The 26,540-nt window shown below is 53.8% G+C and carries 44 protein-coding genes; all 44 read right to left on the bottom strand.

Annotated features, from left to right (window positions below; translation table 11 throughout):
* Positions 1–260: 260 nt before the first annotated feature.
* Positions 261–2,261: a type IV pilus secretin PilQ gene (gene pilQ, locus Q8N04_13755; GenBank protein MDP3091742.1), complete on the bottom strand. Its 2,001-nt coding sequence runs from the start codon at positions 2,259–2,261 to the stop codon at positions 261–263.
* Positions 2,258–2,887 (bottom strand): pilus assembly protein PilP, encoded by a 630-nt coding sequence (locus Q8N04_13750; GenBank protein MDP3091741.1) that lies wholly within the window; start codon positions 2,885–2,887, stop codon positions 2,258–2,260. The genes pilQ and Q8N04_13750 overlap by 4 nt, the downstream gene beginning before the upstream one ends.
* Positions 2,888–2,901: 14 nt before the next feature.
* Positions 2,902–3,543, bottom strand: a complete 642-nt coding sequence (gene pilO, locus Q8N04_13745) for a type 4a pilus biogenesis protein PilO (GenBank protein MDP3091740.1) — start codon at positions 3,541–3,543, stop codon at positions 2,902–2,904.
* A gap of 2 nt (positions 3,544–3,545) precedes the next feature.
* Entirely contained in the window at positions 3,546–4,097 is a 552-nt protein-coding gene (locus tag Q8N04_13740) for a PilN domain-containing protein (GenBank protein MDP3091739.1), read from the bottom strand.
* The gene (gene pilM, locus Q8N04_13735) at positions 4,094–5,179 is read right to left on the bottom strand and encodes a type IV pilus assembly protein PilM (protein MDP3091738.1); all 1,086 of its coding nucleotides are present in this window, start codon (positions 5,177–5,179) and stop codon (positions 4,094–4,096) included. Before pilM ends, Q8N04_13740 begins: the two co-directional genes overlap by 4 nt.
* A gap of 38 nt (positions 5,180–5,217) precedes the next feature.
* On the bottom strand, positions 5,218–5,430 hold the full coding sequence (locus tag Q8N04_13730; GenBank protein MDP3091737.1) for a MerR family transcriptional regulator: 213 nt from the start codon (positions 5,428–5,430) through the stop codon (positions 5,218–5,220).
* A 128-nt stretch (positions 5,431–5,558) separates the two neighbouring features.
* A complete protein-coding gene (gene rapZ / locus Q8N04_13725; GenBank protein ID MDP3091736.1) occupies positions 5,559–6,425 on the bottom strand; it encodes an RNase adapter RapZ in 867 nt (288 codons plus the stop codon).
* A 122-nt stretch (positions 6,426–6,547) separates the two neighbouring features.
* Positions 6,548–7,111, bottom strand: a complete 564-nt coding sequence (gene raiA / locus Q8N04_13720; GenBank protein ID MDP3091735.1) for a ribosome-associated translation inhibitor RaiA — start codon at positions 7,109–7,111, stop codon at positions 6,548–6,550.
* Between the two features lie 54 nt (positions 7,112–7,165).
* Positions 7,166–8,674, bottom strand: a complete 1,509-nt coding sequence (gene rpoN, locus Q8N04_13715; protein ID MDP3091734.1) for an RNA polymerase factor sigma-54 — start codon at positions 8,672–8,674, stop codon at positions 7,166–7,168.
* Positions 8,675–8,692: 18 nt separating this feature from the next.
* Entirely contained in the window at positions 8,693–9,475 is a 783-nt protein-coding gene (lptB, locus tag Q8N04_13710) for an LPS export ABC transporter ATP-binding protein (protein ID MDP3091733.1), read from the bottom strand.
* On the bottom strand, positions 9,472–10,068 hold the full coding sequence (locus Q8N04_13705; GenBank protein MDP3091732.1) for an LptA/OstA family protein: 597 nt from the start codon (positions 10,066–10,068) through the stop codon (positions 9,472–9,474). Before Q8N04_13705 ends, lptB begins: the two co-directional genes overlap by 4 nt.
* Positions 10,043–10,615, bottom strand: coding sequence for an LPS export ABC transporter periplasmic protein LptC (lptC, locus tag Q8N04_13700; GenBank protein ID MDP3091731.1), 573 nt, complete (start codon positions 10,613–10,615; stop codon positions 10,043–10,045). Before lptC ends, Q8N04_13705 begins: the two co-directional genes overlap by 26 nt.
* A gap of 160 nt (positions 10,616–10,775) precedes the next feature.
* Positions 10,776–11,207, bottom strand: a complete 432-nt coding sequence (gene rplQ / locus Q8N04_13695) for a 50S ribosomal protein L17 (protein ID MDP3091730.1) — start codon at positions 11,205–11,207, stop codon at positions 10,776–10,778.
* A 21-nt stretch (positions 11,208–11,228) separates the two neighbouring features.
* Positions 11,229–12,218: a DNA-directed RNA polymerase subunit alpha gene (locus Q8N04_13690; GenBank protein ID MDP3091729.1), complete on the bottom strand. Its 990-nt coding sequence runs from the start codon at positions 12,216–12,218 to the stop codon at positions 11,229–11,231.
* Between the two features lie 98 nt (positions 12,219–12,316).
* A complete protein-coding gene (rpsD, locus tag Q8N04_13685) occupies positions 12,317–12,988 on the bottom strand; it encodes a 30S ribosomal protein S4 (protein MDP3091728.1) in 672 nt (223 codons plus the stop codon).
* 33 nt (positions 12,989–13,021) lie between these two features.
* Positions 13,022–13,405 carry a 30S ribosomal protein S11 gene (gene rpsK, locus Q8N04_13680; GenBank protein MDP3091727.1) on the bottom strand — a complete coding sequence of 128 codons (384 nt, stop codon included), beginning with the start codon at positions 13,403–13,405 and terminating at the stop codon, positions 13,022–13,024.
* A gap of 39 nt (positions 13,406–13,444) precedes the next feature.
* A complete protein-coding gene (gene rpsM / locus Q8N04_13675; protein ID MDP3091726.1) occupies positions 13,445–13,825 on the bottom strand; it encodes a 30S ribosomal protein S13 in 381 nt (126 codons plus the stop codon).
* A gap of 53 nt (positions 13,826–13,878) precedes the next feature.
* Positions 13,879–13,992, bottom strand: a complete 114-nt coding sequence (rpmJ, locus tag Q8N04_13670) for a 50S ribosomal protein L36 (protein MDP3091725.1) — start codon at positions 13,990–13,992, stop codon at positions 13,879–13,881.
* Positions 13,993–14,010: 18 nt separating this feature from the next.
* On the bottom strand, positions 14,011–14,229 hold the full coding sequence (gene infA / locus Q8N04_13665; GenBank protein MDP3091724.1) for a translation initiation factor IF-1: 219 nt from the start codon (positions 14,227–14,229) through the stop codon (positions 14,011–14,013).
* Between the two features lie 29 nt (positions 14,230–14,258).
* A complete protein-coding gene (gene map / locus Q8N04_13660; protein ID MDP3091723.1) occupies positions 14,259–15,023 on the bottom strand; it encodes a type I methionyl aminopeptidase in 765 nt (254 codons plus the stop codon).
* Complete coding sequence (locus Q8N04_13655) at positions 15,020–15,676, bottom strand: adenylate kinase (protein ID MDP3091722.1); 657 nt, start codon at positions 15,674–15,676, stop codon at positions 15,020–15,022. Before Q8N04_13655 ends, map begins: the two co-directional genes overlap by 4 nt.
* 6 nt (positions 15,677–15,682) lie before the next feature.
* Entirely contained in the window at positions 15,683–17,002 is a 1,320-nt protein-coding gene (gene secY, locus Q8N04_13650) for a preprotein translocase subunit SecY (protein MDP3091721.1), read from the bottom strand.
* Positions 16,995–17,444 (bottom strand): 50S ribosomal protein L15, encoded by a 450-nt coding sequence (gene rplO, locus Q8N04_13645; protein MDP3091720.1) that lies wholly within the window; start codon positions 17,442–17,444, stop codon positions 16,995–16,997. Before rplO ends, secY begins: the two co-directional genes overlap by 8 nt.
* The gene (gene rpmD, locus Q8N04_13640) at positions 17,441–17,659 is read right to left on the bottom strand and encodes a 50S ribosomal protein L30 (protein ID MDP3091719.1); all 219 of its coding nucleotides are present in this window, start codon (positions 17,657–17,659) and stop codon (positions 17,441–17,443) included. The genes rplO and rpmD overlap by 4 nt, the downstream gene beginning before the upstream one ends.
* A complete protein-coding gene (gene rpsE / locus Q8N04_13635) occupies positions 17,659–18,168 on the bottom strand; it encodes a 30S ribosomal protein S5 (GenBank protein ID MDP3091718.1) in 510 nt (169 codons plus the stop codon). Before rpsE ends, rpmD begins: the two co-directional genes overlap by 1 nt.
* Before the next feature lie 59 nt (positions 18,169–18,227).
* On the bottom strand, positions 18,228–18,593 hold the full coding sequence (gene rplR / locus Q8N04_13630) for a 50S ribosomal protein L18 (protein MDP3091717.1): 366 nt from the start codon (positions 18,591–18,593) through the stop codon (positions 18,228–18,230).
* Positions 18,594–18,601: 8 nt separating this feature from the next.
* Positions 18,602–19,201: a 50S ribosomal protein L6 gene (gene rplF / locus Q8N04_13625; GenBank protein MDP3091716.1), complete on the bottom strand. Its 600-nt coding sequence runs from the start codon at positions 19,199–19,201 to the stop codon at positions 18,602–18,604.
* Positions 19,164–19,559: a 30S ribosomal protein S8 gene (rpsH, locus tag Q8N04_13620; protein ID MDP3091715.1), complete on the bottom strand. Its 396-nt coding sequence runs from the start codon at positions 19,557–19,559 to the stop codon at positions 19,164–19,166. The genes rplF and rpsH overlap by 38 nt, the downstream gene beginning before the upstream one ends.
* Before the next feature lie 46 nt (positions 19,560–19,605).
* The gene (locus Q8N04_13615; GenBank protein ID MDP3091714.1) at positions 19,606–19,791 is read right to left on the bottom strand and encodes a type Z 30S ribosomal protein S14; all 186 of its coding nucleotides are present in this window, start codon (positions 19,789–19,791) and stop codon (positions 19,606–19,608) included.
* A gap of 42 nt (positions 19,792–19,833) precedes the next feature.
* On the bottom strand, positions 19,834–20,487 hold the full coding sequence (gene rplE, locus Q8N04_13610; protein ID MDP3091713.1) for a 50S ribosomal protein L5: 654 nt from the start codon (positions 20,485–20,487) through the stop codon (positions 19,834–19,836).
* A 15-nt stretch (positions 20,488–20,502) separates the two neighbouring features.
* Entirely contained in the window at positions 20,503–20,832 is a 330-nt protein-coding gene (gene rplX, locus Q8N04_13605; GenBank protein ID MDP3091712.1) for a 50S ribosomal protein L24, read from the bottom strand.
* A gap of 21 nt (positions 20,833–20,853) precedes the next feature.
* Positions 20,854–21,222, bottom strand: a complete 369-nt coding sequence (gene rplN / locus Q8N04_13600) for a 50S ribosomal protein L14 (GenBank protein ID MDP3091711.1) — start codon at positions 21,220–21,222, stop codon at positions 20,854–20,856.
* Positions 21,223–21,264: 42 nt separating this feature from the next.
* Positions 21,265–21,528: a 30S ribosomal protein S17 gene (gene rpsQ / locus Q8N04_13595; GenBank protein ID MDP3091710.1), complete on the bottom strand. Its 264-nt coding sequence runs from the start codon at positions 21,526–21,528 to the stop codon at positions 21,265–21,267.
* A gap of 12 nt (positions 21,529–21,540) precedes the next feature.
* Positions 21,541–21,750, bottom strand: a complete 210-nt coding sequence (rpmC, locus tag Q8N04_13590; GenBank protein ID MDP3091709.1) for a 50S ribosomal protein L29 — start codon at positions 21,748–21,750, stop codon at positions 21,541–21,543.
* Positions 21,751–21,783: 33 nt separating this feature from the next.
* A complete protein-coding gene (gene rplP / locus Q8N04_13585; protein ID MDP3091708.1) occupies positions 21,784–22,197 on the bottom strand; it encodes a 50S ribosomal protein L16 in 414 nt (137 codons plus the stop codon).
* Between the two features lie 12 nt (positions 22,198–22,209).
* Entirely contained in the window at positions 22,210–22,881 is a 672-nt protein-coding gene (rpsC, locus tag Q8N04_13580; protein ID MDP3091707.1) for a 30S ribosomal protein S3, read from the bottom strand.
* Between the two features lie 42 nt (positions 22,882–22,923).
* Positions 22,924–23,286, bottom strand: a complete 363-nt coding sequence (gene rplV, locus Q8N04_13575) for a 50S ribosomal protein L22 (GenBank protein MDP3091706.1) — start codon at positions 23,284–23,286, stop codon at positions 22,924–22,926.
* 50 nt (positions 23,287–23,336) lie between these two features.
* The gene (gene rpsS, locus Q8N04_13570; GenBank protein MDP3091705.1) at positions 23,337–23,624 is read right to left on the bottom strand and encodes a 30S ribosomal protein S19; all 288 of its coding nucleotides are present in this window, start codon (positions 23,622–23,624) and stop codon (positions 23,337–23,339) included.
* Positions 23,617–24,459 (bottom strand): 50S ribosomal protein L2, encoded by an 843-nt coding sequence (gene rplB, locus Q8N04_13565; GenBank protein MDP3091704.1) that lies wholly within the window; start codon positions 24,457–24,459, stop codon positions 23,617–23,619. The genes rpsS and rplB overlap by 8 nt, the downstream gene beginning before the upstream one ends.
* A gap of 24 nt (positions 24,460–24,483) precedes the next feature.
* Entirely contained in the window at positions 24,484–24,777 is a 294-nt protein-coding gene (locus tag Q8N04_13560) for a 50S ribosomal protein L23 (GenBank protein MDP3091703.1), read from the bottom strand.
* Entirely contained in the window at positions 24,774–25,397 is a 624-nt protein-coding gene (gene rplD, locus Q8N04_13555; GenBank protein ID MDP3091702.1) for a 50S ribosomal protein L4, read from the bottom strand. Before rplD ends, Q8N04_13560 begins: the two co-directional genes overlap by 4 nt.
* 3 nt (positions 25,398–25,400) lie before the next feature.
* The gene (rplC, locus tag Q8N04_13550) at positions 25,401–26,021 is read right to left on the bottom strand and encodes a 50S ribosomal protein L3 (protein MDP3091701.1); all 621 of its coding nucleotides are present in this window, start codon (positions 26,019–26,021) and stop codon (positions 25,401–25,403) included.
* A 29-nt stretch (positions 26,022–26,050) separates the two neighbouring features.
* Positions 26,051–26,362 (bottom strand): 30S ribosomal protein S10, encoded by a 312-nt coding sequence (gene rpsJ, locus Q8N04_13545; GenBank protein ID MDP3091700.1) that lies wholly within the window; start codon positions 26,360–26,362, stop codon positions 26,051–26,053.
* Positions 26,363–26,398: 36 nt separating this feature from the next.
* Positions 26,399–26,540: elongation factor Tu (gene tuf / locus Q8N04_13540; GenBank protein ID MDP3091699.1), on the bottom strand; the 142-nt coding region annotated here is incomplete at its 5' end.

The raw sequence follows: 26,540 nt of genomic DNA, 5'->3' as shown, positions 1-26,540 counted from the left end.
AGAAATCGCCTCAGTCTATGAAACGAGGCTTCAGGATCTGCACACTACTGGCTATTCGCCACTAGCTCATGTTGCTTGCATGAAAAACCGCGCGGATCGTAGCATAGGTTCGGACGAACTAAAAGGTGATCGCCTCACCGGTCGCGCGGCCATCTCCCCAGCCACTGCACTGCGGAGCCGACTCCTCCAAAAATGATCGGCCCGTACTCATTGCCACCTGCAACAAGTACGGGCCGATCCAACGCCGTTCTGCTGTTTGACTATGTCGTACGAATGATCGTCGGCGTCATGAAAATCAACAATTCCTGCTTCGACACGCTCTCCGATTTATTCTTAAAGAGCCATCCCAGGACAGGAATTCGTGACAGGTACGGAACTCCCTGCACGTTATTATTCTGGGTATCCACAAACACACCGCCGATCACCATCGTCTCGCCATCGCGAACAATAACCTGAGTCGTCGCTTCACGACGATCGATACTCGGACCCGCAGGATTGCTTCGCGCACCGACCGCATTGCGAGTAGCGCGAACCTTCATAAGGATCTGCTTTCCGACTTCCTTCGGATCGCGCGACGTAATTTGCGGAGTCACATTCAGCTCAAGATTCGCATCCACAAATGTCGTCTGCGTTCCCTGGAGCGACGTGGTTTGGAACGGAATTGATTCACCCTGTGAAATCTTCGCTTCACGCTTATCCAGCGTCGTAATTTTCGGAGCCGCAATCACTTTGCTTAACCCCAGCAACTCTCCAGCAGACAGCCGTAAATCCAAGGCAAAGCCGGGTGCCAGCTTACCAAACTGATATCCGATCGCCGGAACCGCCGGAAGTCCACCAACCTGCGCAGGGAGATTGACGATAAAGTCTCTTGGAATTGTGGTTGCGCCAGTCCCTCCAGTAGGAGCAAATGCGCCAGTTGCATTTCCAAGAAAGTTAAATGAGTTGGGCCCAAAATCACCGTTCTGAATGCCCCATTGAATGCCCATACCGCGTGCATAGACCGTATCGGCCTGAACAATGCGCGCTTCAATCTGAACCTGTGGCACTTGAAGATCCAACCCATCCACTAATTGCTTCATCACCGCAAGCTTGGTCTCGGTATCCCGGACGATCAACGCATTGCTTCCAGCACTGATATTCATGACTCCACGAGGGCTTAAATACTGCCGCAATGCTGTTTGCAGTTCCTGTGCTTGAATGTTCCTGATGTAGAACACGCGATCTACCAGTTCTTCAGCTTTGGTCTTCGCTTCCTTCGCGCGGGCCTCTTCATCCTGCTGCTTGGCAATGTTCGTCAGCGTATCAACCCACACGATTGTTCCCTGACGAATCATGCCCAACCCATTCATCTTGAGCAGCATATCCAGGGCTTGATCCCATGGCACGCTGACAAGCTTCATCGTCACCTTGGCCTTAACCCCCTCGCCCACCACGATATTAAACCCACTGACCTCAGCGATGAGACGAAGGATATTGGTGATATCGGCCTGCTGAAAATCTAACGAGATCCGGCGTCCAGCAAAGCGTGTCTGACCGGCAACAAGATCATCTCCTCTTGAATCGCTCTCCGGAGCTGAGCTCTCCGTGGCCATTTGAATGGTTCGGACCTTGAACTTCCCTTGCGCAGGCCCCATAACCTGCCCCTTCTTTGCGCGGGTCTCCCTCGGCACCGCCTGTCCAGAATCTGCAAACTCGCTCCCGCCTATTCCTACAGGATCGGGGATGTTTCCTTCAGGAGACGATGGCACGTTCACCGGAACAACATTCGCCGCCACCGCTCTCGGCTTTAACGAGACCAGAATGTCATGTCCAACAGGAGTGACCGAAAATGAGGGACGACCAAGAAGCTCGAGAACAAGACGAACCTTATCAGCATGATATCCAACTCTGACTTTTCTAAGAAGCTGATGCTGCCCCGAGACCAGGGGAGATTTGAGCGCCGACGACACAGAGATGAGATCAACAACCAGCCGATTCTCGTCCAATAATCGAGCGGACGAGAACAATTTCCCATCGCCCTTCACAAGGACGGTAACCTCGTCCCCTTCCGGACGGACTTCAATCTTAGTGACCATTTGGGCTGGAGCATCGATCGCATCGGACGCAATGGTTGCCTGGTCATGCGCCCTCTGCTCAAGGCCAACCGCCTGAGTAAGCAATGGCTCAGCTTGAACAGTCTGAGCGCTCAACAGGGCACCCACCATCCCCAGCCACCATGCCCGGCGAAACGAAGTACCTGCCACTGCCGCTAATGTTTTCATTCTGCGCCCTCTTTCGGGTGAAGAAGCTTTACGTATTCTCGCTCCTGTTTTTTCCCATAGACATCGGTAAACCGCTCTTGCACGATGATTCCTCGCTCCGTAATAGCACTCACAACGCCATTGTTCTGCCCGAGGCGTGTCCCCCGTCTGACGGCATACCCATACCCCTCAGGAGTCTGGACCATCGCCGTGTACCCGTATGCGCCCCACACAATGGCGATTAAATTCAGCTCCGTCAAATTGACTCGTTGGAGCGGAGGAAGGCTGACATCCATCTTTCCTGGTTGGAGTTGCTGCACGACCGGCGCAAACGGATCTCGACGGCCTGATGGATCATATCCAAATCCGCTCCCAGTATCAGGAAGAGTGGACGGAGATGAGAGCGAGGCCTCACCTTCAACCGAAGGATTGGCCATCAAGGTCGGAGCGATGGTTTGCCGTTGGATTTCAGGAGCGGGAGGCAGCTTAATCGAATCCTGCCGTAGCGGGCTGATTTGATTCGATGGGGTCAAAGTCCCGGCGCCAACTTCCGCGCCTGCGACGAACAGCAATACGCCAGCAAGGAAGATGGTGCCCGCTGGAATTCTTGGCACACGCGCTATCCGCTCCACACTAGACAGTTGCATAGCTCCTCAATCCCCTATTTGCCAACCGGAGCTGGCTTCCCAACATTTGGCACCGGAATCGCGGCAGCCTGCTTCTCCGGAGGAGCCGCATATGCCACAAGATCAAATTGCGCCTGGGACACGATTCGTCCCTGCTCCATCTTTGGCGCCCCCATCTTGAGACCTGAGACTGTAATAATTCTCGGCAGCCGATTAATACGATCAAAAAACAGTGCCGTTGTATGGTAGGCCCCGGTAGCTTCGACGGCGACAGGCATCTTCACAAACAGTTTCGACGCATCTTCTGCCTGAGCTCCCGGCCGCCACAACCTAATATCGAGCCCCAGGCGGACACCAAGATCGGACACTTGCTTCAACAGCATGACCGCTTCTTCTTCCGGAGGAAGTCGTTCCTTCTTTTTTGCCAGTTCGATCTCAAGCTGTTTATTGGCAGCGAGCAGTTCGTCGAGGTGCTTCGCCTTGATCGTGAGGGTCTGAATTTCTCCGTCCAACCGTGCGTTGTCCGCTTGAAGCATGTCAATCGCCGCGGCTTTTGGTTCTGCAATATAGAAGTAGAACCCCGCCATCAGCACCCCCACAAGCAAACCCAGCAGGGCCAGCTTCTGCGGAGCAGGGATACTGCGCAGCGTCTCTAGATTGATAGAAGGCAACGCCATGCTCAACCTTTCAGGCGAAATGCCAGTTTAAACTGGTAGATATTGATCTTATTCTCTACTGCGGCCTTACTTTCTTGGAGATTGATATTTGCGAAAAAATCAGTCCGGCGCAGATTGTTGACGAACTCGACAACATCATCATTCGTCAAGGCCTTCCCTTCTACTTCTACACTTTCAGCAGATAGCTTCAAATTGGTGAGCCAGACTTTCAAAGGCTCAATGCTTTGGCTCACAAAATCCAAGACTTTGACCGGCCCGACCCGCGCCGACTCAAGCTGATCAATCACCCGATTCTTATCCTCTAGCAACTTCTTCTTCTGCTCAAAGTCCTGTACCTGCTTCACCTGTTCTTTGAGCTGAACAACTTGCTTCTCTTTAGCTAGCTTCTCTTCCTGCCGAGCCTCAATGGCCTCATCAAGAGAAGAAGAGTACCACCAACAACCTGCGATCGTGACCAAGAGCACGCCAACACCCAGTAAGGCCTGCGCCCGAACATCATACTGAGGCTTGGCCGTGCGCCCTTTAGGGCCAGGAAGTAGATTGATACGAATCATCGGTCCCCCACTGATCTCAAGGCCAGTCCTACCGCAACAGAAGCCAGCGGCGCCATTTCAGCCAGGGCATCCTGATCGAAGTCACTTCCCGATGTATCAATTTCACTAAACGGATTGGCAACTTCAACCGGCGTTTGCATGCGATCGCTTAATTGCTGCACGAGCCCGCTGACGCGTGCGACCCCGCCACACACTAAAACACGATCCAGCCCCACATTTGAGGCAGAGGTCTTGAAGTAATCAACCGTTCTGGCAATTTCTGAGGCCACTTCTCCATTGACGCTATCAATCACACTGTCAATAGAACCCGAGGCGGCCTTCCCGCTTCGCTCGCCTTTTTTGGTCTCTTCAGCTTCCTCGTAGGACAGGCCCATTTCCCTCTGAATCGCTTCCGTGTAGCGATTGCCGCCCAACGGGATATCCCGGGTAAACAAGGAGACGCCACCGCGGATAATGTTGACGTTCATCACACTGGCTCCCAGATTCACCAGAGCCGTCGTTTCATCTTGCGCCAGGGGATAGTTAATCGCGTGCATATTTTCGATGGCAAAGGCATCAACGTCCATGACCATTGGCATCAATCCGGCACCCTTGACCAACTCGGTCAACTCATTAATCTTGTCCTTCTTTGCCGCCACGAGAATAACCGACATCTCCCCGGACCCCTCGCCTGAGGCATCAGCCGGAAGCACATGGAAATCGATATTCACTTCATTGATATCGAACGGAATATATTGTTCCGCCGCTAATTTCACTTGCCCTTCCAGTTCCTCATCGGGCATCGGAGGCAAGCTGATTTTTTTCACAATGACGGCGTGACCTGATATGGACACCGCGACCTGCTTGTTCTTGACATTCGATTCTTCGAACAACTCACGAATTGCCGAGACCACTCGCCCTTCGTCCATGACCGTTCCATCTACGATCACTTCCGGCTCCAACGGCTTCATGCCGAACTTCTGGAGATAGTACCGGCCCTTACTTTCCCTCAACTGCACCAACTTAATTGCGCTCGACCCAATGTCGAGCCCAACCAGCTGACGCTTGGGAGTCAGTAACGAGACAATGTCGGTCTCAAACATGTTTTTAAATGTGCTTAGCATATCCCTCACCCGCTACTCTACAGGACAAACTTTCGAGCGCGAATCATTTTCAGAATTTCCGCCACATTCTCCTGCGTATATAGCCGCCAGTTTCGCCAGTCTCGAGGAGGGCCAGAAATCAACCCTTCGCGCTCCCATCGAAACAACGTGGCTTTCGATATATCGAACAAGTCACACACCTGATTCGTCTTATACCCTGATATCTTGCGAATCGCGTTTCGTTTCTTCACGTGAAATGTGCTTGAGGGAAGCTAGGTTCTGCAGGTACAGGGTAAGTATAGTCAATATGCTCGACCTGTCAAGCAACACAACCGAACTGACAGGAAGCAGCGTGGACTGCAGCGCCTGAGAATCCTCCTTAGGACTTCTGCAGATCTCGATGCTTGAGGATCACTTCATGACCGATTGCACCAAGGCTCTCCCGGAGCCGACCTGCAATCGCGACCGATCGATGACGCCCGCCGGTGCACCCAATCGCAATGGTGAGATAGCTGCGCTGTTCACGCTCATAGAGAGGGATCAAGAACTTCAGCATGCTCTCCAGCTGCACCAGGAGGTCAATGGCGTCTGGATCGGACAACACAAATGCACGAACACGGGGATCATCCCCTGGAAGGGGCTTGAGGTCGGGAACAAAAAACGGATTCTTCAAAAACCGAACGTCAAACAGCAAATCAATATCGTAGGGAACGCCAAATTTGTATCCAAACGTCAGCAAGGTTACCGTCAAGCGCCGAGTGGCAGGACCTCGGGAAAACTCCTTCGTCAATACGTCCCGGAGTTCGTGCACGGTCAGATCAGACGTATCGATAATCCGATCAGCATGGCGACGCAACTCAGCAACCCGTTCTTTCTCAAACCGAACCCCTTCTAGGACCGGCAAATGTGGCAGGAGCGGATGCGGGCGACGCGACTCGGAAAATCGCCTGACAAGCACTTCATCTCGGGCTTCCAAAAAGAGCAGCCGAATCGCGTACCCGAGGGCTCTCACCCGCTCAAGCGTCCCGACCAAATCAGCAAAGAAGACTCGCTCACGAACATCGACGCCCAGCGCGACGTTCGATATCTCCCCCCCTTGCTGATTGCACAACTCTACAAACGTCGGGATTAACGCAGGCGGGAGGTTATCGATACAAAAATAGCCGGCATCCTCGAACGCCTTCAGCGCGTGCGACTTACCGGATCCGGAGAGGCCACTGACAATGACGAGATTAAGCTGCGCCATACGACTTAATTGGGGACAACTAGCTTGACCATGGAAGAGAAACTCACAGTCACCGAGGCAATAAAACCAGACGGCCTTTCGCCGAATTTTGAACTAGATCCTGCCCACCTCAAGCCAGACACTCATTCCCTTGTCTCTGGGAAGGAATGTCCTCGACGACCTTCAGCAAAAGGCTCAAAGACCAATACCCGCCCGCCGGTGCTCCGTTGAAGCACATGGAGATTCCCGGTCTCAATATGTGCAAACAACAGAAAGGCCTCACTGTGATCACCGAACCGATCATGTGCCTCCGCGAGGGACAGGACCGGCACAGCCCGACGCTCCACCTTGAAGGCTGGCTCCGCTTGCCACTCGGCCGCCAGCGCGCGCACCGACCGGACTCGGGTAGCCTTTGCAGGCTTATGACTGACCAATCGCTCCTTCAGCTTTCTGAGCTGGCCATCGATACGGTCCACCAAGGCATCAATCGTCGCGTACATTTCTCGCGTCGAAGTTTTCGCTTGCACACGTTTCCCGTGGACCACACAGACAGCTTCTGCCTTATGCTGCAGCTTCTCAACACTCAAGACCACTTGAACAATCCCGACTTTCAATTCGTACCGATCCAGCCGATCGAATCGTGTCTCAAGATACCGACGAAGTGCGGGCGTCACATCCATGTGGCGGCCAGTGATTCGTAGCTTCATGCGAAGTGTCTCCTTACGTGAACCGATTTCTGCGCCATGCCCAGCGGGCGCAGACTAAAAATGGCGTTTTCGCTGGCTTGCAGAAGGGATGTTATCCTCGGCGCGATACTTCGCCACCGTACGACGCGCGATCAGGACCTGCTGGAGTTTCAAACGCGCCGCAATCTCCTCATCCTTCAGCGGGCGCTGCACATCCTCCTCGGCAATCATTTTCCGAATCATTTCGCGGACCGACACCGACGACATCATGTCAGAGGGCTGATCAGCGCGTTGAAGTCCTGCGTTGAAGAAGAACTTTAATTCGAGCATCCCTTGCGGGCAGTACATATACTTGTTGGCGGTGACTCGACTAATCGTCGATTCATGCATTCCGATGTCTTCCGCCACCTGCTTGAGGACCAAGGGCTTCAGATGTTCAATCCCTTGCTCAAAAAACTGCTCCTGAAACTTCACAATACTCGTCACGACCTTGACGATCGTTTTATTCCGTTGATCGATACTCCGAATCACCCACTGGGCGGCTCTGAGCTTTTCATCGAGGTAAGACTTAGTTTCAGCCGTCCCGCCATCACCAGCCGTCATGAGTTGCTTGTAATACGGACTGATCCGCATACGCGGCAATCCGTCGTCGTTCAGTAAGACCACCCACTCCCCTTCGTTCTTGACGACGAAGACGTCGGGCACAATCACGTAATTCTGCGTGTTCGTGAACGGACGACCAGGTTTCGGCTCCAGATCCCCGATCAGCTTCGTCGCCTCGAAGACTTCCTCAACGGTGACATTCAAGGCTTTGGCAATCTTGGCATACTGTTTCTTTTCAAGGTCCTTGAGATGATGCAGAATAATACCTTCAACGACGGCTCCCTTGAGCGCACCAGGCCTTGCACCGAGCGACCCCATCGGATTCTTGCCCAGATGGCCAAGTTGAAGCAGTAGACACTCCGGCAGATCACGTGCCCCGACGCCGGTTGGATCAAAGGTCTGAATGTCCTTGAGGACCGACTCGGCCTCCGCCTCCGCAAATTCGCTCCCGCTGACAACTTCGGCCAGAGTTATTCTCAAATAGCCATCGTCATCCAAATTTCCGATGAGCAGGCGTCCAATGGCTTTCTCTCGTTCTGAAAGACCCGAGAGCGAGAGCTGCCAAAGCAAATGCTCTTCCAGTGATGTGGCTTTGGCCACCGTTTGCTCGTAAGAGGGAAACTCATCCTGAGACGAGGAGGGATATTCCGAGTCCCCGGCTCGACGATCCGAGCCAAAGTACTCTTCCCATCCAGAGGCTGAAAACTCTTCTGGCGAGCCTCGCTCCTCAGGAGTTCCCGCCTCCTCCGCGTTATCTTGTGTGGCCGTTGCAGAGGGGTCTTCCGTTTTTCCTTCTGCCGCCGCCGCTTCAGCTTCCTCAACTTCAGCCTGCACTTCATCAAGAAGAGGATTTTCGAGCAGATGCTGGGTCAGACTTTGCTGCAATTCAAGACGAGACAGCTGCAACAGCTTAATCGCCTGCTGCAACTGCGGCGTCATGATTAGCTTCTGGCTAAGCCTCAAATCGAGACGAAGTTTCATAACTGGATATTCAACCCTCTACAGCTTGAATCGCTCTCCAAGATACACAGCCCGAGCGGTTTCACTCTTGACAATGGCCTCCGGAGAACCGGATTCCAGGATCAATCCTTCATTAATAATATAGGCACGATCGGTAATGGATAACGTCTCTTGAACATTATGATCGGTGATGAGAATCCCAATGCCCTTGTCTTTCAGTCGAAGAATAATCTGCTGAATGTCGGCCACCGCGATCGGATCAATCCCGGCGAACGGTTCATCCAGGAGCATGAAGGAGGGGCTTGTCGCTAAGGCCCTGGTGATTTCCAATCGACGACGCTCTCCTCCTGACAGCGCATACGCCATACTGCCACGAATGTGGAGGAGATCAAGGTCCTTGAGCAACTCATCAACCCGTGCCATCCGCTCACCACGAGGATAGCCTAGGATTTCCAAAATCGCCAAGACATTCTTCTCTACGGAAAGGCGACGAAAGACCGACGACTCTTGCGGGAGATACCCGATCCCCCGCCTGGCCCGTTGATACATCGGCAAATCCGTGATGGACTCGCCGTTAAACGTTATCTCCCCCTCGTCCGGCTGGCAGAGACCCACCACCATATCGAAGATCGTGGTCTTTCCCGCGCCGTTCGGACCAAGCAGCCCGACCACTTCGCCAGCACGCACTTCGATTGCCACGCCCTTGACGACTTTTCGCCCGCGAAAACTCTTCTCCAACCCTCGAGCCCGCAAGCACGATGTGTGCGGACCGGTCACGAAGTCCGACGTCCCCAGCAATTCCGATTCGGTTCCCTGCGTCATTTCATTCCGCCACGTTCGCCGTCGATGAGGAGATGCGAACCCCCTTCAACGACACTTCGATCTTCATCCAGGTAAATCACGATCTTCTCACCGCTGACTCGCGTCCCCTTCTCCCAAGCCACCGGATCCCCGGTCAAGGTCACAACCCGTCGACTATTGTCGAACACCGCCTTATTGGAGGTCGCATTTCCGGTCTCTTTTTCGATGCGCACATGGCCAGTCGCCTCAATCTGCTTGACGGACCGACCTGAAGCCCCTGGCATCACATCGGCACCCTTGCCTATTGGTTTGGCTGTAGAAGAGGGATCACTCTTCTTGATTTCTCCAGGCTCCCCTTTCTTGGCATCCGCAGACTGAGGGGAGAACGACACCACCATCTTGTCCGAATAGACCATCAACGTCCCTTGCGTCAGAATAACCGACCCTTCAAAGACGGCCTGACTATCCTGATTACGCACCGTCATTTTTTTTGCGGTAATAGTTGTCGGAGCCTGAGCGGGAGCTGACCCAGCAGGGACAGCCGCACCCACAGGTGTCACAGATTCGGCTATGACCGGGGCCAAGAGACTAAGAACCAGAAACGAGATCCACATGAACATCATCAAGTACCTCAAACTCTTCAGACTCTGTCCGTCCCAGTAATCCTTTGCCGGTAATTTCCAATCCATTGCCGACAATGCGGACGGGATCACCGGTCTGAATGATCTTTGTGGCATCGGTCCATGCCAGGTGATTGGTATAGATCGTATATCCGCTTCCCGTCGCGATGATCAGCGGTTCCGTTCGATTCGCCAAGACGAAGTTTTTCGTGGCCGTATCGAGCGCGCCTTCGTCCCCCAGAACGGTCACCTCTTTCCCGGCTTGTCCATAGAGCGTCACTTCAACGTCGCTCAGGACTGCGCGCTTTTCCAACTCGAATAGGCGCGCCTGCTTGGCCTGCACCCGCCACTGCACCACATCTCCCTTGGTCTGTGTGAAGGTAAAATCAGAGATTTTCGCATCTGCGCTTTCAATGGCACCTGGCGCAACAGGCTGATTTGTGGGAGCGGAGTCTGCGTTCACAAACAGCAGATAAATCAGGAATGCTGCCAGTGCTCCACTTACAGTAAGGAGGCTTCGTCTGGCTACTACATCCCACATGCATCACACCGGCTACCAGATAGACTAGGCAAAACTCTGGCACGATAGTAGCACTGAGGATCAAGCAAGTAAACGCCCGCTGTTGACAAAAAAGAGAAAGAGCTCCCCACGTATGACACGTGAGGAGCTCTTTCTACTCAACACACAACTGCAGGTAGCGCTAGGCAGAGGCTTCCGGAGAAACGGCGGGAGTTGTCGTCGCTGGAAGGGCGGCCGCCTTGGATGAGGCCTTCTCCACCATCGTCACCAACTCGATCGCCACCATTTCCGCCCCGTCGCCGATGCGGCGGCGAGTCTTCACCATACGGGTGTACCCACCCTGCCGATCCTTGAATCGTCCCGCAACATCGCTGAACAGTTTTGAAACCACATCTTTGCTCCGGATAAACGCGAGGGCCCGGCGACGAGCCGGCAAGGTTCCTTCCTTCCCCAGCGTAATCATCCGATCGGTAAACCCGCGAATCTCTTTTGCCTTCGCCTCGGTCGTCTCAATACGCTCATGCTCCAAGAGCGAGGTCACGAGGCTCCGGAACAGGGCCCATCGATGCTTCGTCTGCCGACCAAGTTGACGGCCTTTTTTTCTGTGTCGCACGGCATTCCCCTTCGCTGAAAATTACTCTGACTGCGAACTCCCGTTGCTGGAGGATCCGGCTTCAACCCGTCCTCCCAGCGTGAGGCCCATCTCCAACAATATTTCCTTGATCTCATTCAACGACTTCTTGCCGAAATTCTTCGTCTTGAGCATTTCGTTTTCCGTCTTCTGAACCAGATCACGAATGGTCTTGATGTTGGCATTCTTCAAGCAATTCGCCGCCCGAACGGAGAGCTCGAGTTCATTCACGCTCCGCGAGAGATTCTTATTCTCTTCAAGCTCCGACTCGTCATATCCCGCCTCGCGCTTACCTTCGCCGCGCTCTTCCGGGTTGATGAAGATATCGAGGTGATCGCGCAAAATATTCGCCGCCGTCGACAAGGCATCACGTGGACTGATGGTCGCATCTGTCCAGATCTCCATCGTCAGCTTGTCATAGTCGGTCATGCGACCAACGCGCGCGTTTTCCACATGGAAGTTCACACGCTTAATGGGCGAGAACACGGAATCGATCGCGATGACACCGATCGGCAATCCTTCTTCCTTATTGCGCTCGGCCGGAACATATCCACGACCATGCTTCACCGTCATTTCAATATCCAACGTGGCATCTTTATCCAGCGTCGCAATATGAAGATCCGGCGTGAGAATGGTCACATCGGCATCGTGGATAATATCGGACCCCTTGGCTTCGCCTGGTCCCTTCTTCCTCAAACGAATCGTCTTCGGCTTATCGGTATGAAGAGCCAAGCGCAGGCTCTTGATGTTCAAGATAATGGAAGTCACGTCTTCCGTGACACCGGGTATCGTTGAAAACTCGTGCAGGACGCCTTCAATCTTCACCGTCGTCACGGCGGCTCCGGTCAACGACGACAACAATACACGGCGAAGTGAATTTCCAATCGTGGTACCGAATCCCCGCTCAAACGCCTCGGTGGTGAATCGACCGAACACTGGGGAATTCGCATCCTTATCGACTTCAACCCGCATCGGGATCTGAAAGTCTTTCATCGCTTTAATCATGACTCCCCCTTCACAACCATCGAGTGACCAGCATACCGAATAGGGAGGATGCAGAAACGTAGACGGCTCCCTACCGGCCCAATGTGCTATCGAGAATACAATTCGACGACCATCTGCTCGTTGACTGGCAGCGTGATCTGTTCCTTTGTCGGCAAGGCACGAACGACTCCCTTGAGCGTGCCCTTATCAAGCTCCAACCAATCCGGAATTCCGCGCCCATCGACACCTTCCAGTGACGTTTGGATGGAGAGCAAATTTCGGCTTCGTTCACGCACCTGAATCACATCCCCTGTCTTGACCGTAGCTCCGGCAACATTGATTTTCTTGCCGTTCATGGTCAGGTGACCGTGACTCACAATCTGGCGGGCCTGCTTGCGAGACGCGCCAAACCCGAGACGGTAGGCCACATTGTCCAACCGGCATTCCAACAGTCGCAACAGAGCATCGCCGGTGACGCCAGATTGCCGCTCCGCTTTTTCAAACAGACCGCGGAATTGGCACTCTTGCAATCCGTAGATTCTCCGCAATTTTTGTTTCTCGCGCAATTGCAGGCTATAGTCAGAATTCCTGGGGCGCCCCTGCCCATGTTGACCTGGAGGATAACTCCGTCGCTCAATGGCACACTTTTCGGTCATGCACCGAGTGCCCTTCAAAAAGAGCTTCTCGCCTTCGCGTCGACAGAGACGGCAAACTGGACCCCGATACTTAGCCACTGCATTACCTCCGGTTACAGGACGCCTGAATTCTGGCGCCAACATTGCTGCAGACTCGAACCTTGATACTCCCCGCGGCTACACCCGTCTCCGCTTCGGTGGACGGCAGCCGTTATGGGGAATCGGCGTGACATCGCGAATCAGATTGATGCGCAGGCCAGCGGCCTGGAGCGAGCGAATGGCTGATTCACGACCAGCCCCAGGCCCGTTCACATACACATCAATTTGACGCATGCCACTCTCCATGGCTTTACGGGCGGCCGCTTCGCCGGCACGCTGTGCCGCGAACGGGGTACTCTTACGAGAGCCCTTAAACCCCTGATTGCCAGAGCTGGCCCAGACGACCGTATTGCCGCCCATGTCAGTAATCGTGACAATCGTATTATTGAAGGATGCCTGGACATGCGCCACACCGGCCTGAACAATCCGGCGTTCCTTCTTCTTGCCCTTCTTCACACTCATAGACACTCCTTCACTTCAGAGCACGAGCGATGCGCTCGATCATCTGGCTGTCGGTTTCGGTTTGCTTGTCACACCAGCACGTCGGCCCTTCCGCGTTCTGGCATTGGTCTTCGTGCGCTGGCCACGCACCGGCAACCCTTTTCGATGGCGCAGACCTCGATAGGTCCCGGTGTCGATCAATCGCTTGATGTTCAGGGACGTCTCCTTCCGAAGGTCCCCCTCGACGCGGTGATCGCGATCAATAATTTCTCTGAGCTTGACGATCTTGTCTTCGCTCAGATCCTTGATCCGAATCGCCCCCTCCACACCGGCCTTCCGCAGAATTTCTCGTGCGGCGGCTCGCCCAATCCCGTAGATGTACGTGAGGCCGATATCGGTCCGCTTGTCTCTTGGCAAATCGATGCCTGCGATGCGTGCCATGATCTCTCCTCTTTCCTATTCCCTAGACGAGCACAGACCTACTCTGCCCGGCGTTATCCCTGACGTTGCTTGTGCCTGGGGTTCTCACACAAAATTCGCACGACGCCCCGGCGACGAACGACCATACACTTGGCACAAATCGGCTTGACTGATGACTTTACTTTCATGACGCGTCAGCGCTCCTACTACTTGAAACGGTAAGTGATTCGGCCTCTCGTCAAATCGTATGGAGACATCTCCACCGTGACTTTGTCGCCCGGAAGAATTCGGATAAAGTGCATCCTCATTTTTCCAGAAATATGAGCTAGTAGAATATGTCCATTATCAAGTTTCACACGAAACATGGCATTGGGTAATGTCTCTGCTACCGTTCCCTGTATTTCGATAATGTCTTCTTTTCCCACGTACTCCCATTCCTCTATCTGTACTACAATTATGCGGCGTCTAGCACTCTCTGACTGAGCACCCGCGCCGGCCCCGCCGGCTGAATTGCTATTGTATGCTCAAAGTGGGCTGAAAGGCTACCGTCTGCCGTCACCGCCGTCCACCGATCCTCAAGCACACGCACCGCACTGCCACCCATGTTGACCATCGGCTCGATCGCCAGAACCATCCCGTACTGTAGACGCGGCCCCTGACCAGCCTTCCCGTAGTTGGGCACTTGAGGTTCTTCATGAAGTTGACGGCCGATACCATGGCCGACGAACTCCGTTACGACTGAATATCCAGCGGCTTCAACATGGCGCTGTACCGCATAAGAAATGTCGGTAAGCCGATTACCGACAACAGCCTTTTGGATACCAAGATCAAGAGCTTCTTGCGTCACCTGAATCAATCGAGCAACAGACTCACTGGTTTCGCCGACCGCCACAGTGACTGCAGAGTCACCATAAAACCCGCCGACAACCGCCCCCAAGTCTAGACCGATGATATCGCCGTCCTTCAGTTTCCGTTTTGAAGGAATTCCATGAACAACCTGTTCATTGACTGAAGCGCAGAGAGTCTTCGGGTAGCTGCGGTATCCCTTGAATGCCGGGATAGCCCCACGGTCACGTATGGCTTGCTCTGCGATACGGTCAAGATCCTCCGTGGTCACGCCAGGCCTCACGGCCTTCCTGACAACTTCTAGCGCTTCAGCAACTACTCGCGACGCCTGAGCCATCACATTAATTTCCGCAGGCGTCTTCAGAATGATCATACTTTCTTAAACGGAGTCAGCACTTTCGTTAAATTCTGATACACCGTCTCGACCGCGCTGGCTCCATCAAGATGCGTCAAGAGACCCTTCGAATCGTAGTACGCAATCAATGGCGAGGTTTGCTCTTCGTAGACCCGCAACCGCGTCTCAATCGCATCCCGCTTATCATCGCTGCGTTGCACGAGCGCTTCCCCACACCGATCACAGCTATCACTCTTCTTCGGGGGCGCAAAATCCATGTGAAAAGTGGCCTGGCATTTTGGGCAACTCCGCCTACCACTGAGGCGACGCACGACATCTTCACGTGACACTTGAAAGTTGATCACTCGATCGAGACGAATATTACGCTGTGAAAGAACATGACCTAATTCTTCAGCCTGCGGCACAGTCCGTGGAAAACCATCAAGCACGAAACCGTTGGCGCAGCTTGGATCGCTCAGCTTGTCACGCACCAATCCGATGACGACAGAATCAGGGACTAACTTACCCTGATCCATGTAACTCTTGGCATCTTTCCCAAGAGCAGTCTGGGCCCTGACAGCTTCTCGCAGCAAATCACCGGTCGAGATCTTGGCCATTCCATATTGGGCAGCAACCTTTTCAGCCTGCGTGCCCTTCCCTACTCCAGGGGCCCCAAGAAAGACCAGCCGCATCGCCGATTACCCATTCCTGCCGCGCAATGGAGCCATCCCTTTGCCGAGAAAACCCTCATAATTACGCATCAGCATATGGGACTCGATCTGTTGGGCCGTATCCAGCCCTACTCCGATCACGATCAAGAGTGACGTACCCCCAAAATAGAACGGGACGTTCATCTTATAGATCAAAAACTCAGGGATAACGCACACAATGGCGAGATAGATAGCCCCCGCGAATGTGATCTTCGTCAGTACATTGTAGATGTAATCAGACGTCCTCTGCCCAGGTCGAATGCCGGGCACAAATCCCCCATACTTCTTCATGTTGTCAGCCATATCAACAGGATTTAGAACCACGGCTGTGTAAAAGAAACAGAAGAAGAGGATGAGCCCGACGTACATGAGCGTATAGAGCAAGGATCCTGGCGCAAGCTGTGAGCCAATCGCCTTCACCCAAGGAGTTTCGAAGAAGCCGGCAATCGTTGCCGGAAATGCGATAATCGACGAGGCAAAGATCGGAGGGATGACGCCAGCCGTATTGATCTTCAACGGAATATGCGTGCTCTGCCCACCAAAGACACGGCGCCCCACGACGCGCTTCGCATACTGAACAGGAATCTTGCGCCGGCCACTCTCAAGAAACACAATCGCAGCCACCACAGAGACCATCAACACAGCAAGGGCAACCAACAAGATAATATTGAGCTGCCCGACCTTGTAGAGATCGAAGGTCTGAGCCACCGCCGCTGGAAGACGGGCTACGATTCCCGAGAAAATGATGAGTGAAATTCCATTGCCGATCCCACGCTCGGTAATTTGCTCGCCGAGCCACATGAGAAAACCGGTACCGGCCGTGAGCGTAATGACCGTCATCAGACGAAATGCCCATCCTCCGTTCAACACGAAGGCGCCTTGATTCATTTGCTCAAGACCGATCGCAATACCAAACCCCTGAATCAGCGCGATTACGATCGTGCCAAAGCGGGTGTACTGGATAATTTTCTTGCGACCACGCTCTCCCTCTTTCGCAAGCTTGGAGAGATGCGGGACCACCACGGTGAGCAATTGAAGAATGATGGAGGCGCTGATGTAGGGCATAATGCCCAATGCGAAAATCGTCAGCCTGGAAAGTGAGCCGCCTGAGAAGATGTCCAGAAATCCGAGCAGCGCGCCACCCTGCTTCGCCAAGAAATCAGAGAGTGCGTCGCCATTGATCCCAGGAGTAGGAATGTGAGCGCCCACTCGATAGACAACGAGCATCCCAAGCGTAAACAGGACACGGGTCCTCAGCTCAGGAATCTTAAAGATATTCTGGAAGCTGGTAAAAAGTCGCTCAAGCACCGCCGATAACCTCGACTCGACCACCGGCAGCTTGGATCTTGGCCTTGGCGGATTCGCTGAATTTATGCGCCTGAATGACCAACGGCTTGGTCAGCTCTCCGTTCCCCAAAATCTTAATCTGCAAGCGCTTGCGCTTGACCAACCCCGCATCAACCAACGCCTGCGGCGTCACAGTTGAAGGACCAGTCCAGGTTTCAAAGCTCTTGAGATTCAGAACGTTATATTCGGTCCTAAATGGGTTCGTAAACCCAAACTTCGGCAAACGACGGACCAATGGCATCTGACCGCCTTCAAAACCAGGTCTCTTGCCTCCGCCGGAACGCGCCTTAATACCCTTATGTCCCTTTGTAGCGGTCTTTCCATGTCCAGATCCTGGCCCACGGCCGATTCTCTTCCGCTTTTTCTTCGCACCCCGTGCCGGGGATAGATCGTGCAAATTCATGGTTTCCCCACCTCAAGCAGATAACCCACCTTTTTAATCAAACCACGAACCTGTGGGGTATCAGGATGAACCGCTGTTTGTCGAATGTGGCGCAGGCCAAGCCCCCGCAACACAAGCCGATGCGTCTGGGGCGTCCCAATCGGGCTCCGCCGCAGAGTCACCCGCACGGCCGGGACAGTAGACTTTGCCGCCTTGTCAGTTCTTGCAGTAGCCATTATGCACTCGCCCTTTCAAGTCGCTCCCCGGCAGCTGCTCGTCGAAGCCTGAGCACTTCCTCAGGATTACGCAGCTGACTGAGGCCCGCCAACGTGGCTCGCACAGTATTGAATGGATTGCCGCGGCCGAGCGTCTTGGCAATGATATTGTGCACACCAACCGCTTCAACGACGGCTCGCACAGCACCACCGGCAATAATACCGGTCCCGTCGACGGCTGGCTTCAAAAGGACATGCTCCGCACCAAACAACCCATGCACATCATGAGGGATCGTCCCTCCCTTAAGCGAGACATGCACGAGATTCTTCTTCGCCTGTTCGACAGCTTTGGAAATCGCCACCGGCACTTCTGCCGCCTTACCTTTTCCAATACCGACCCAGCCATGGCCGTCCCCGACCACTACCAGAGCGCAGAAATTAAATCGCTTGCCGCCTTTCACAACCTTGGCCACTCGGTTGATGAAAACGACCTTGTCCTTCAGGTTCAATTCGTCTGGATTAACTCGCACGCAATCCCTCTCTTCTTCCTTCCCGCCCGAAACAGGCAGGACTCACAGGAGTGAGCGTTCTAAAACTGAAGTCCACCCTCACGCGACGCTTCAGCGAGGGCTTTAATGCGACCATGATACATACGTCCACCGCGATCAAACACAACGGTCAACACATTGGCCGCCTTCGCCCGATCAGCCAACAGCTTTCCGACCGCCTTTGCGGCCTCCATGCTGCCGGTAGACTTCAACGTCTTCCTCAGGTCTTTATCAAGCGACGAGGCGGCAACCAAAGTTGAGCCGTTCAAATCGTTGATCACCTGTGCATAGATATGCGAGCGGCTTCGAAACACATTGAGCCGTGGACGCTCGGTGGTCCCAATTACACGCTTGCGAACGCGCTGTCTTCTTTGCTCGAGTTGTCTTGATTTTTCTGCTGTATTCATCGTCGCCCCTATTTCCCCGTCTTTCCTTCTTTCTTACGCAAGACCTCGCCCATAAAACGGACACCCTTTTGCTTGTACACATCGGGGGGCTTGATCGCACGCAAGTTTGCCGCTACCTGACCGACCAATCGCTTATCGAAACCTTTGACATTGATGAGGGTCTGCTTGTCGACTTTGACTTCGATCCCGGCTGGAATTTGAAAGAGTACGGGATTGATATAGCCAACATTGAAGCTCATCGTCCGGCCCTGGAGCGCCACCTTGTAACCGACCCCTGTGATCTCCAGTGAGCGCTCATAACCTTTTGAGACTCCCAGAACCATATTGCTCAATTCGGCACGAGCCAAACCATGGAGAGCCCGAACATTACGGTCTTCACTCAAGCGATTGACGAGCAGCTGGCCATTCTCAACCACAGCGCCAAGCCCCTGCTCAAGCGGCCAATCCATTTTCCCAAGTGGACCCTTGATCGAGACCTTGAGTCCCACTACTTTCACTTCTACTCCCGCAGGAATAGCAATCGGCATTTTCCCAATCCGCGACATGTTCTCTTCCTTGTCCTTTACGCTGCTACCAGACTGAGCACAATACTTCACCGCCCAGGCCATTCTTCCGCGATTCCTGGTCGGTCATGATTCCCTTAGAAGTCGACAGGATCGCCATGCCGATTCCATTTCGGACTTTGGCGATATCCTTGCTGCCAACGTACACGCGACGACCCGGCTTGCTGATCCGCTGTAAGCCTGTGATCATTGGCTGCCCCTCGTTGACATAGCGCATCTGCACCGTAAACACCGGATGCCCATCCTGAACGGCATCAGCAATGTCATGGACATAGCCCTCTTGCTTGAGCAGCTCAAGAATGGCCCGCTTGAGCTTGGAGGCTGGGACAGACACTGTATCGTGACGGCGCTGCGAACCGTTTCTGAGTCGAACAAGAAGATCACTAATTGGATCAGTCAACATGCTATTCCCTTTTCTTTCCAGTCCTAATGTCTCAGAGCTGCCGCTACTACCAACTAGACTTGCGCACGCCAGGGATATCCCCGCGGAGGCTCAAGAGGCGGAAACAAATTCTGCACATATGAAAGCGAGTTAAAAAGCCACGCACCCTACCACACAACGGGCACCGATTGTACGACCGGCACGAAAACTTTGGCTTTTTTGCCGCTTTATTCCGTAGCGCTAAACGTGACACATGAACTCCTTCTGCTCAGTTACGTGCGTAAGCCAGAAACCTCTATGCCCGGAACGGCATCCCGAGATGTTTCAGCAAGGCCTTTCCTTCGTCATTCGTCTGTGCTGTCGTGACTATCGTGATATCCATACCATGAATGGAGGCCACTTCGTCATACTTGATTTCCGGGAATATCAACTGCTCTTTGACCCCCAAGGTATAGTTGCCGCGACCATCGAATGCCTTCGGCGAAACACCACGGAAATCGCGAATACGGGGCAATGCCAGAGTGACGAGCCGATCGAAAAATTCATACATGCGACGGCTTCGCAATGTGACCTTCGCGCCGATCGGGAGTCCCTGCCTGAGCTTGAATCCGGCGATCGCCTTCTTCGCTCTGGTAACGACGGGCTTCTGGCCCGTAATCGTACCCAATTCGGTGACCGCGCTCTCAAGCAACTTCACGTTCTGAATGGCTTCTCCCATTCCGACGTTGAGCACGATGCGCTCAAGCTTGGGAACCTGCATCACATTCTTATACCCAAACTCTTTCATGAGTGCCGGGATCACCTTCTCCTGATAGGCATCACGGAGTCGCGGCTTAAAACTCGACTCATGACTATTCTCGTCTAACTGCTTAGGCGCAGCCTCCGCGTCCTTCTTTGAGGACTTTCGCTCGGAGGGTTTACCTGCCTTACCTTTTTCAACCTTCGCCATTCCGTGCTCCTCAGACTACTCGAAAGTCTCGTTCGATTTCTTACTGAACCGTGCCCGTCGACCATCCTCAAGCCTACGAATCCCCACACGGGTCGGCTTTTGCGTCACGGGACAAACATACATGACATTGGAGATCGCCAACGGAGCTTCCCGCTCAAGGATTCCGCCCTGCTTGACCTTTTGGCTCGGCTTAGTATGGCGCTTGATGATATTCAGCTTCTCCACAATCACCTTACCGGCCGTCAAGTCCACAGAGAGGACCTTCCCAGACTTTCCGCGCTCACGCCCCGTGATCACGACCACCGTATCGCCTTTTCGAATTCTGCTTTTCCGAAGTGCTTGCACGACAACCCCCACCACGTGTCCCTACAGCACTTCAGGTGCCAGGGAGATGATCTTCATAAATTTCTTCCAACGCAATTCACGTGCGACCGGACCGAAAATGCGCGTCCCGATCGGTTCCCCTTCTTTGTTGATCAACACACAGGCATTGCGATCAAACTTGATGTAGGAACCGTCCTCACGTCGAACTTCCTTGGTGGTCCGGACAATCACCGCACGACTGACATCGCCTTTTTTGACGCTGGCATGCGGGATAGCCTCCTTCACCGCGACGACCACGATGTCACCCAAGGACGCATACCGACGACGCGTCCCTCCGAAGACATGAAAGCACATCGCCTGCTTCGCACCGGAGTTATCCGCCACATCCATATAGCTATAGTTCTGAATCATGCTAGCGCTCTTTCCTTACCTTAGAGTCACAACCACATCAAACTATTCTGCTCGGCCCTTCTGAATCACTTCAACCACTCGCCAATGCTTGTCTTTGCTGATCGGTCGCGTCTCAACCATGCGCACACGGTCGCCGATCTTACAAACATTCTGCTCGTCATGCGCCTTAAACTTCGAGATTCTCCGCAGGACCTTGCGATACAGCGGGTGCGTCACTGAGCGTTCAACGGAGACCACCACGGTCTTGTTCATCTTATTGCTCAACACACGGCCGACCCACTCACGCTTCTTGACTGCATCAGACATAATCTGAACCCCTTACCCTTTCGTCTCAGCCTGAGAGACTTCCTGCAAAACGGTCTTTACTCGAGCGATCTCACGCTTGGTCTTCCTGATCTGCATCGGATTTTCCAGCCTTCCGGTGCCAAGCTGAAAGCGCAAGTTAAACAACTCCTGCACCAACTGCTTTTCTTTTTCGACCAACTCCGGGGCCGTCAACTGCCGCAACTCTTTCAGATCCAACGCCATGTCACCTACTCCTCGAACCGCTATGAGACCTAATTAAAATTCACCACGGGCAACACACTTGGTGGCAACCGGCAACTTGTGCGATGCGAGCCGAAACGCTTCCTTCGCCACATCCAACGGAACGCCATCCATTTCGTACAAAATGCGACCAGGCTTCACCACGGCTACCCAATACTCAGGGTTTCCTTTACCTTTACCCATGCGAGTTTCCGCCGGCTTCTTGGTAATCGGCTTATCCGGGAAAATTCTCGTCCACACCTGCCCGCCGCGCTTGACAAAGCGGGTAATGGCAATACGTGCGGCTTCAATCTGCCGGCTGGTCACCCATCCAGGCTCGAGTGCCTTGAGGCCAAATTCACCCAGAGTAATCTGACCGCCGCGATAGGCCTTCCCACGCATACGGCCCTTCTGCATTTTTCTAAACTTGACTTTCTTTGGCGCTAACACAATGCGTTCTCCTTACCCGAGCCGCCGTTCGAGGAATGAATCTGACTTGACCGGTTGAGCTGGCAGCAACTCTCCCTTGAAGAGCCACGTTTTCACACCGATCTGTCCCATCGTTGTATGCGCTTCAGCGAAGCCATAATCGATATTGGCGCGAAGCGTATGAAGCGGCACCCGACCTTCGCGGTACCATTCAGTGCGAGCGATTTCTGCCCCACCAAGACGCCCAGCCACCATAATCTTAATTCCTTGCGCCCCAAGCCGAAGAGCAGATTGCACACTGCGCTTCATGGCCCGTCGGAAGGCTACACGCTTTTCAAGCTGGGTGGCGACATTCTCACTGACCAGCTGAGCATCGAGTTCAGGCTTCTTAATTTCCTTCACGGTGATATAGACCTGTCCACCGTACTGCTTCTCAAGATCCGCCTTCAGCTTATCGACCTCGGCACCCTTTCGCCCGATAATGATGCCAGGACGAGCCGTATGAATAATGACACGAGTCTGGTCGCCAGAACGCTCAATCTCAACCTTGGAAACACCGGCGTGAAAGAGTCTTGCCTTCACGACCTTTCGAATCTTGATATCCTGGTGAAGAAGCTTGGCATAGTCCTTCCCCGCATACCACCGAGAATTCCAGGTGATGTTGTAGCCTAGCCGGTACCCGATTGGATGTGTTTTCTGACCCATAAAATCTTGCCTCAGTCTGCTCTAGCTAGATTGTGATCGTTGTTACGCTGACTTCTTCGACTCGCCGACCGATGGCGCGGCGACAACCACAGTAATATGACTCGTGCGCTTATGAATGGAATTTGCGCGACCTTGGGAACGAGCCCGAAAACGCTTTAGCGTGGGACCGCCGTTGACAAAGGCCTTCGAAATCACCATCGATTCGCTATCGCCCATTTCCTTCTGTTCGGCATTCGCCACCGCTGAGCGGAGAATCTTCTCCACGACACGAGCCGCCTGGCGGGGAGTAAGCTTTAACATGGCGAGCGCCTGAGGAACCTGCTGACCGCGAATCATGTCAATGACCGGCCGAGCCTTCCGAGGAGCCACCCGAACAAATCTGAGAATCGCACGTGCTTCAGTCATGTCCTTATCCTTTACCCAATCGCTGAGCGGGCGCCAATCTGACCGACAGACTACTTGAGCGCAACAGCCTTTTCAGTCTTCGCCTGACCGTGGCCCTTGAAAAACCGAGTCGGAGCAAACTCACCGAGTTTGTGCCCCACCATATTTTCCGTCACAAAGACAGGGATAAACTTCTTCCCATTGTGCACGGCGAGCGTGTGCCCAATCATGTCGGGAATCACGGTCGAACGACGCGACCAGGTCTTAATAATCTTCCGATCTTTCGTCTCATTCATATGCTCAACTTTCTTCAGCAAATGATCATCGACGAAAGCGCCCTTACTGATTGATCTAGCCATTGCGTACCCCTGACTTACGTCTCGCGATAATGAACTTGTCCGTCTTCTTGTTCTGTCTCGTCTTGTAACCCTTGGTCGGCTGCCCCCAGGGAGAGACCGGATGAGGATTACCCTGACCAGACTTACCTTCTCCTCCACCATGTGGATGGTCGACCGGGTTCATGACGACGCCACGGACGTGGGGACGCTTCCCCTTCCATCGAGTCCGGCCGGCCTTACCCACGCTCACGTTTTCGTGATCGACGTTCCCGACCTGACCAACCGTCGCCATGCACGACGACAAGACCTTGCGCATCTCGCCGGACTTCAAACGAATCTGGACATAGTCCCCATCTCGCCCCATGACCTGAGCAGATCCACCAGCACTCCGAATAAGCTGGCCGCCCTTACCAACCTTTAATTCGATATTATGGATGGTCGTTCCCAACGGCATACTTGAGAGCGGAAGCGCATTCCCTGGGCGAACCTCAGAGTTGACCCCAGACTGCACCGTCAAGCCAACAACCAAGCCAACTGGGGCGAGAATATACCGCTTCTCACCGTCGACATAGGCCAGCAAAGCGATACGCGCAGATCGATTCGGATCGTACTCAATCGAGACCACCTTGGCAGGAATCCCAACCTTATCGCGCTTAAAATCGATCTTGCGATAGAGCCGCTTGTGTCCACCCCCACGGAAACGCACGGTCGTCCGGCCATCCGTATTGCGTCCACCGCTCCGGTGATGGAAAGCCGTCAGAGACTTTTCAGGCTTCTTCTTTGTCAAGTCTTCAGTCGTGACGGCGGTCATTCCGCGACGCCCTGCAGACGTTGGCTTATATGTTTTCAATCCCATGCGAAGTCCTACCTTCCCTCAACCCTAAGCGCTCTCATACATTTCAAGCTTTTCGCCTTTTTTCAACGTGACGAATGCCTTCTTCCAATCAGATCGCTTGCCAGAGAAACGGCCAAGGCGCTTGACCTTCCCCAACACATTCATCACATTGACTCGCTCAACTTTCACCTTCAGCAAAGTCTCCACGGCCTGCTTAATCTGCACCCGATTCGCATCGGGATGAACGATAAATCCAACCGTATTCGTCGTCTCACGAATCGACGTCAACTTCTCCGTCAGTAACGGCTGCACCAGCACTGCATGCATATCCAGCTTCATGACCACACCTCTGTCACACGGGCAAGCTCTCGCTCATGAATCACCACCACGCCAGCCCGAACGACGTCATAGACATTCAGCTGATCCGCGCTGACCACTTTAACGGAAGACAGATTACGAGCCGCCTGGAGCATTGCGACTTGTGTATCCGCCGCCACCAACAAAGCCGTCTCTCCCAATCCAAATTGGTCCAGCGCCTTCGCCAACAACTTTGTCTTCGGCTGCTCAAGCGCGAAATCCGAAACCACAATGACTTTTCCATCGATCAATTTAGCCGACAATGCGCTTTGCAACGCAGCCCGGTACTTCTTTTTCGGCATCGTATAGGCGTAGCTTCGGGGCTTCGGTCCAAACACGCTCCCGCCATGACGCCACACAGGCGACCGAACCGAACCAGCCCGAGCCCGGCCCGTGTGCTTCTGCTTCCATGGCTTCTTGCCGGAACCACTGACTTCTCCGCGACGCAGCGTTGAGGCCGTCCCCTGGCGCTCACAAGCCCGCTGCATGACGACAGCTTCGTGAACCAAAGACGCGCGCGGCTCACACCCGAACACCGCCTGCGGCAAGTCAACCGTCCCAACTTTCTTACTGTGCAAATCTACGACATCGACCGTGGGCATGTCCTAACCCTTCTTCGACTTTCTGACGACAATAAGACCATTCGTCGCACCGGGAATAGCACCGCGAACGAAAAGCAAATTTTCTTCAGGCCTTGAATCCACAACTTTCAGCCTTTGGACCGTGACACGCTCAGCCCCCATGTGTCCCGGAAGAGTCTTTCCCTTCCAGACGCGTGATGGGTACGAACTGGCACCCATGGAACCGGGATGACGATGAAACATCGAACCATGAGACTCAGGACCACCGGCATAATTATGGCGCTTTACAACTCCCTGAAACCCCTTACCTTTCGAGATGCCCACGACATCAACCCAGTCACCCTTCTTAAACATGCCGACCGTGACGGATTCTCCGACCGTAACATCTCCAACCTTCTCAAACTCACGAAGCACTCGGCTGGCTGGCGCTTGCTGTTTTTTCAAGTGCCCCAACTCTGCCCTGGACAGCTTTCGCTCCTTCACTTCTCCGTACGAGAGCTGAACCGCCTCGTAGCCATCGCGTTCTTTGGTCTTGATCGTGACGACGCGGCATGGGCCCGCCTCAATCACCGTGACAGGCGTCAGACGGGTCTCGTCAAACACCTGCGTCATCCCTAATTTCTTCCCAAGCAACCCGTTTGTCATCTCGTTCAACCCTTCAATCAAACCCGATGTCACAACTTGATTTCGACGTCCACTCCAGCAGCAAGATTCAGCTTCATAAGTGAATCCATCGTCTCAGGAGTAGGCTGCATGATATCGAGAAGCCGTTTATGTGTCCGCATCTCAAACTGCTCGCGGGACTTCTTGTCAACGTGTGTCGATCGCTGCACGGTAAATTTCTCGATCTTGGTCGGCAAAGGAATAGGACCGACAACTTTCGCCCCGCTCCGCCTGACCGTCTCGACGATTTCCGCCACTGATTGATCGAGCACACGGTAGTCAAATCCGCGTAACCGGATCCTGATTCTTTGATCAACCTTCACGCTCAACTCCCCATTCTATCGGCTAAAAAAACTGATCTACGCCAGAATCTCGGTGACCACGCCGGAGCCGACCGTCTTGCCGCCCTCGCGCACCGCAAAGCGGAGCCCCTGCTCCATGGCGATCGGGCTGATCAATTCACCCGTCACACTCACGTTATCCCCCGGCATGACCATTTCC

It is taken from the genome of Nitrospira sp. (assembly GCA_030692565.1).
Lineage (GTDB): Bacteria > Nitrospirota > Nitrospiria > Nitrospirales > Nitrospiraceae > Nitrospira_D.
The sequence above is the reverse complement of the archived record's forward strand: the minus strand, read 5'-3'. Positions and strand labels throughout refer to the sequence as shown.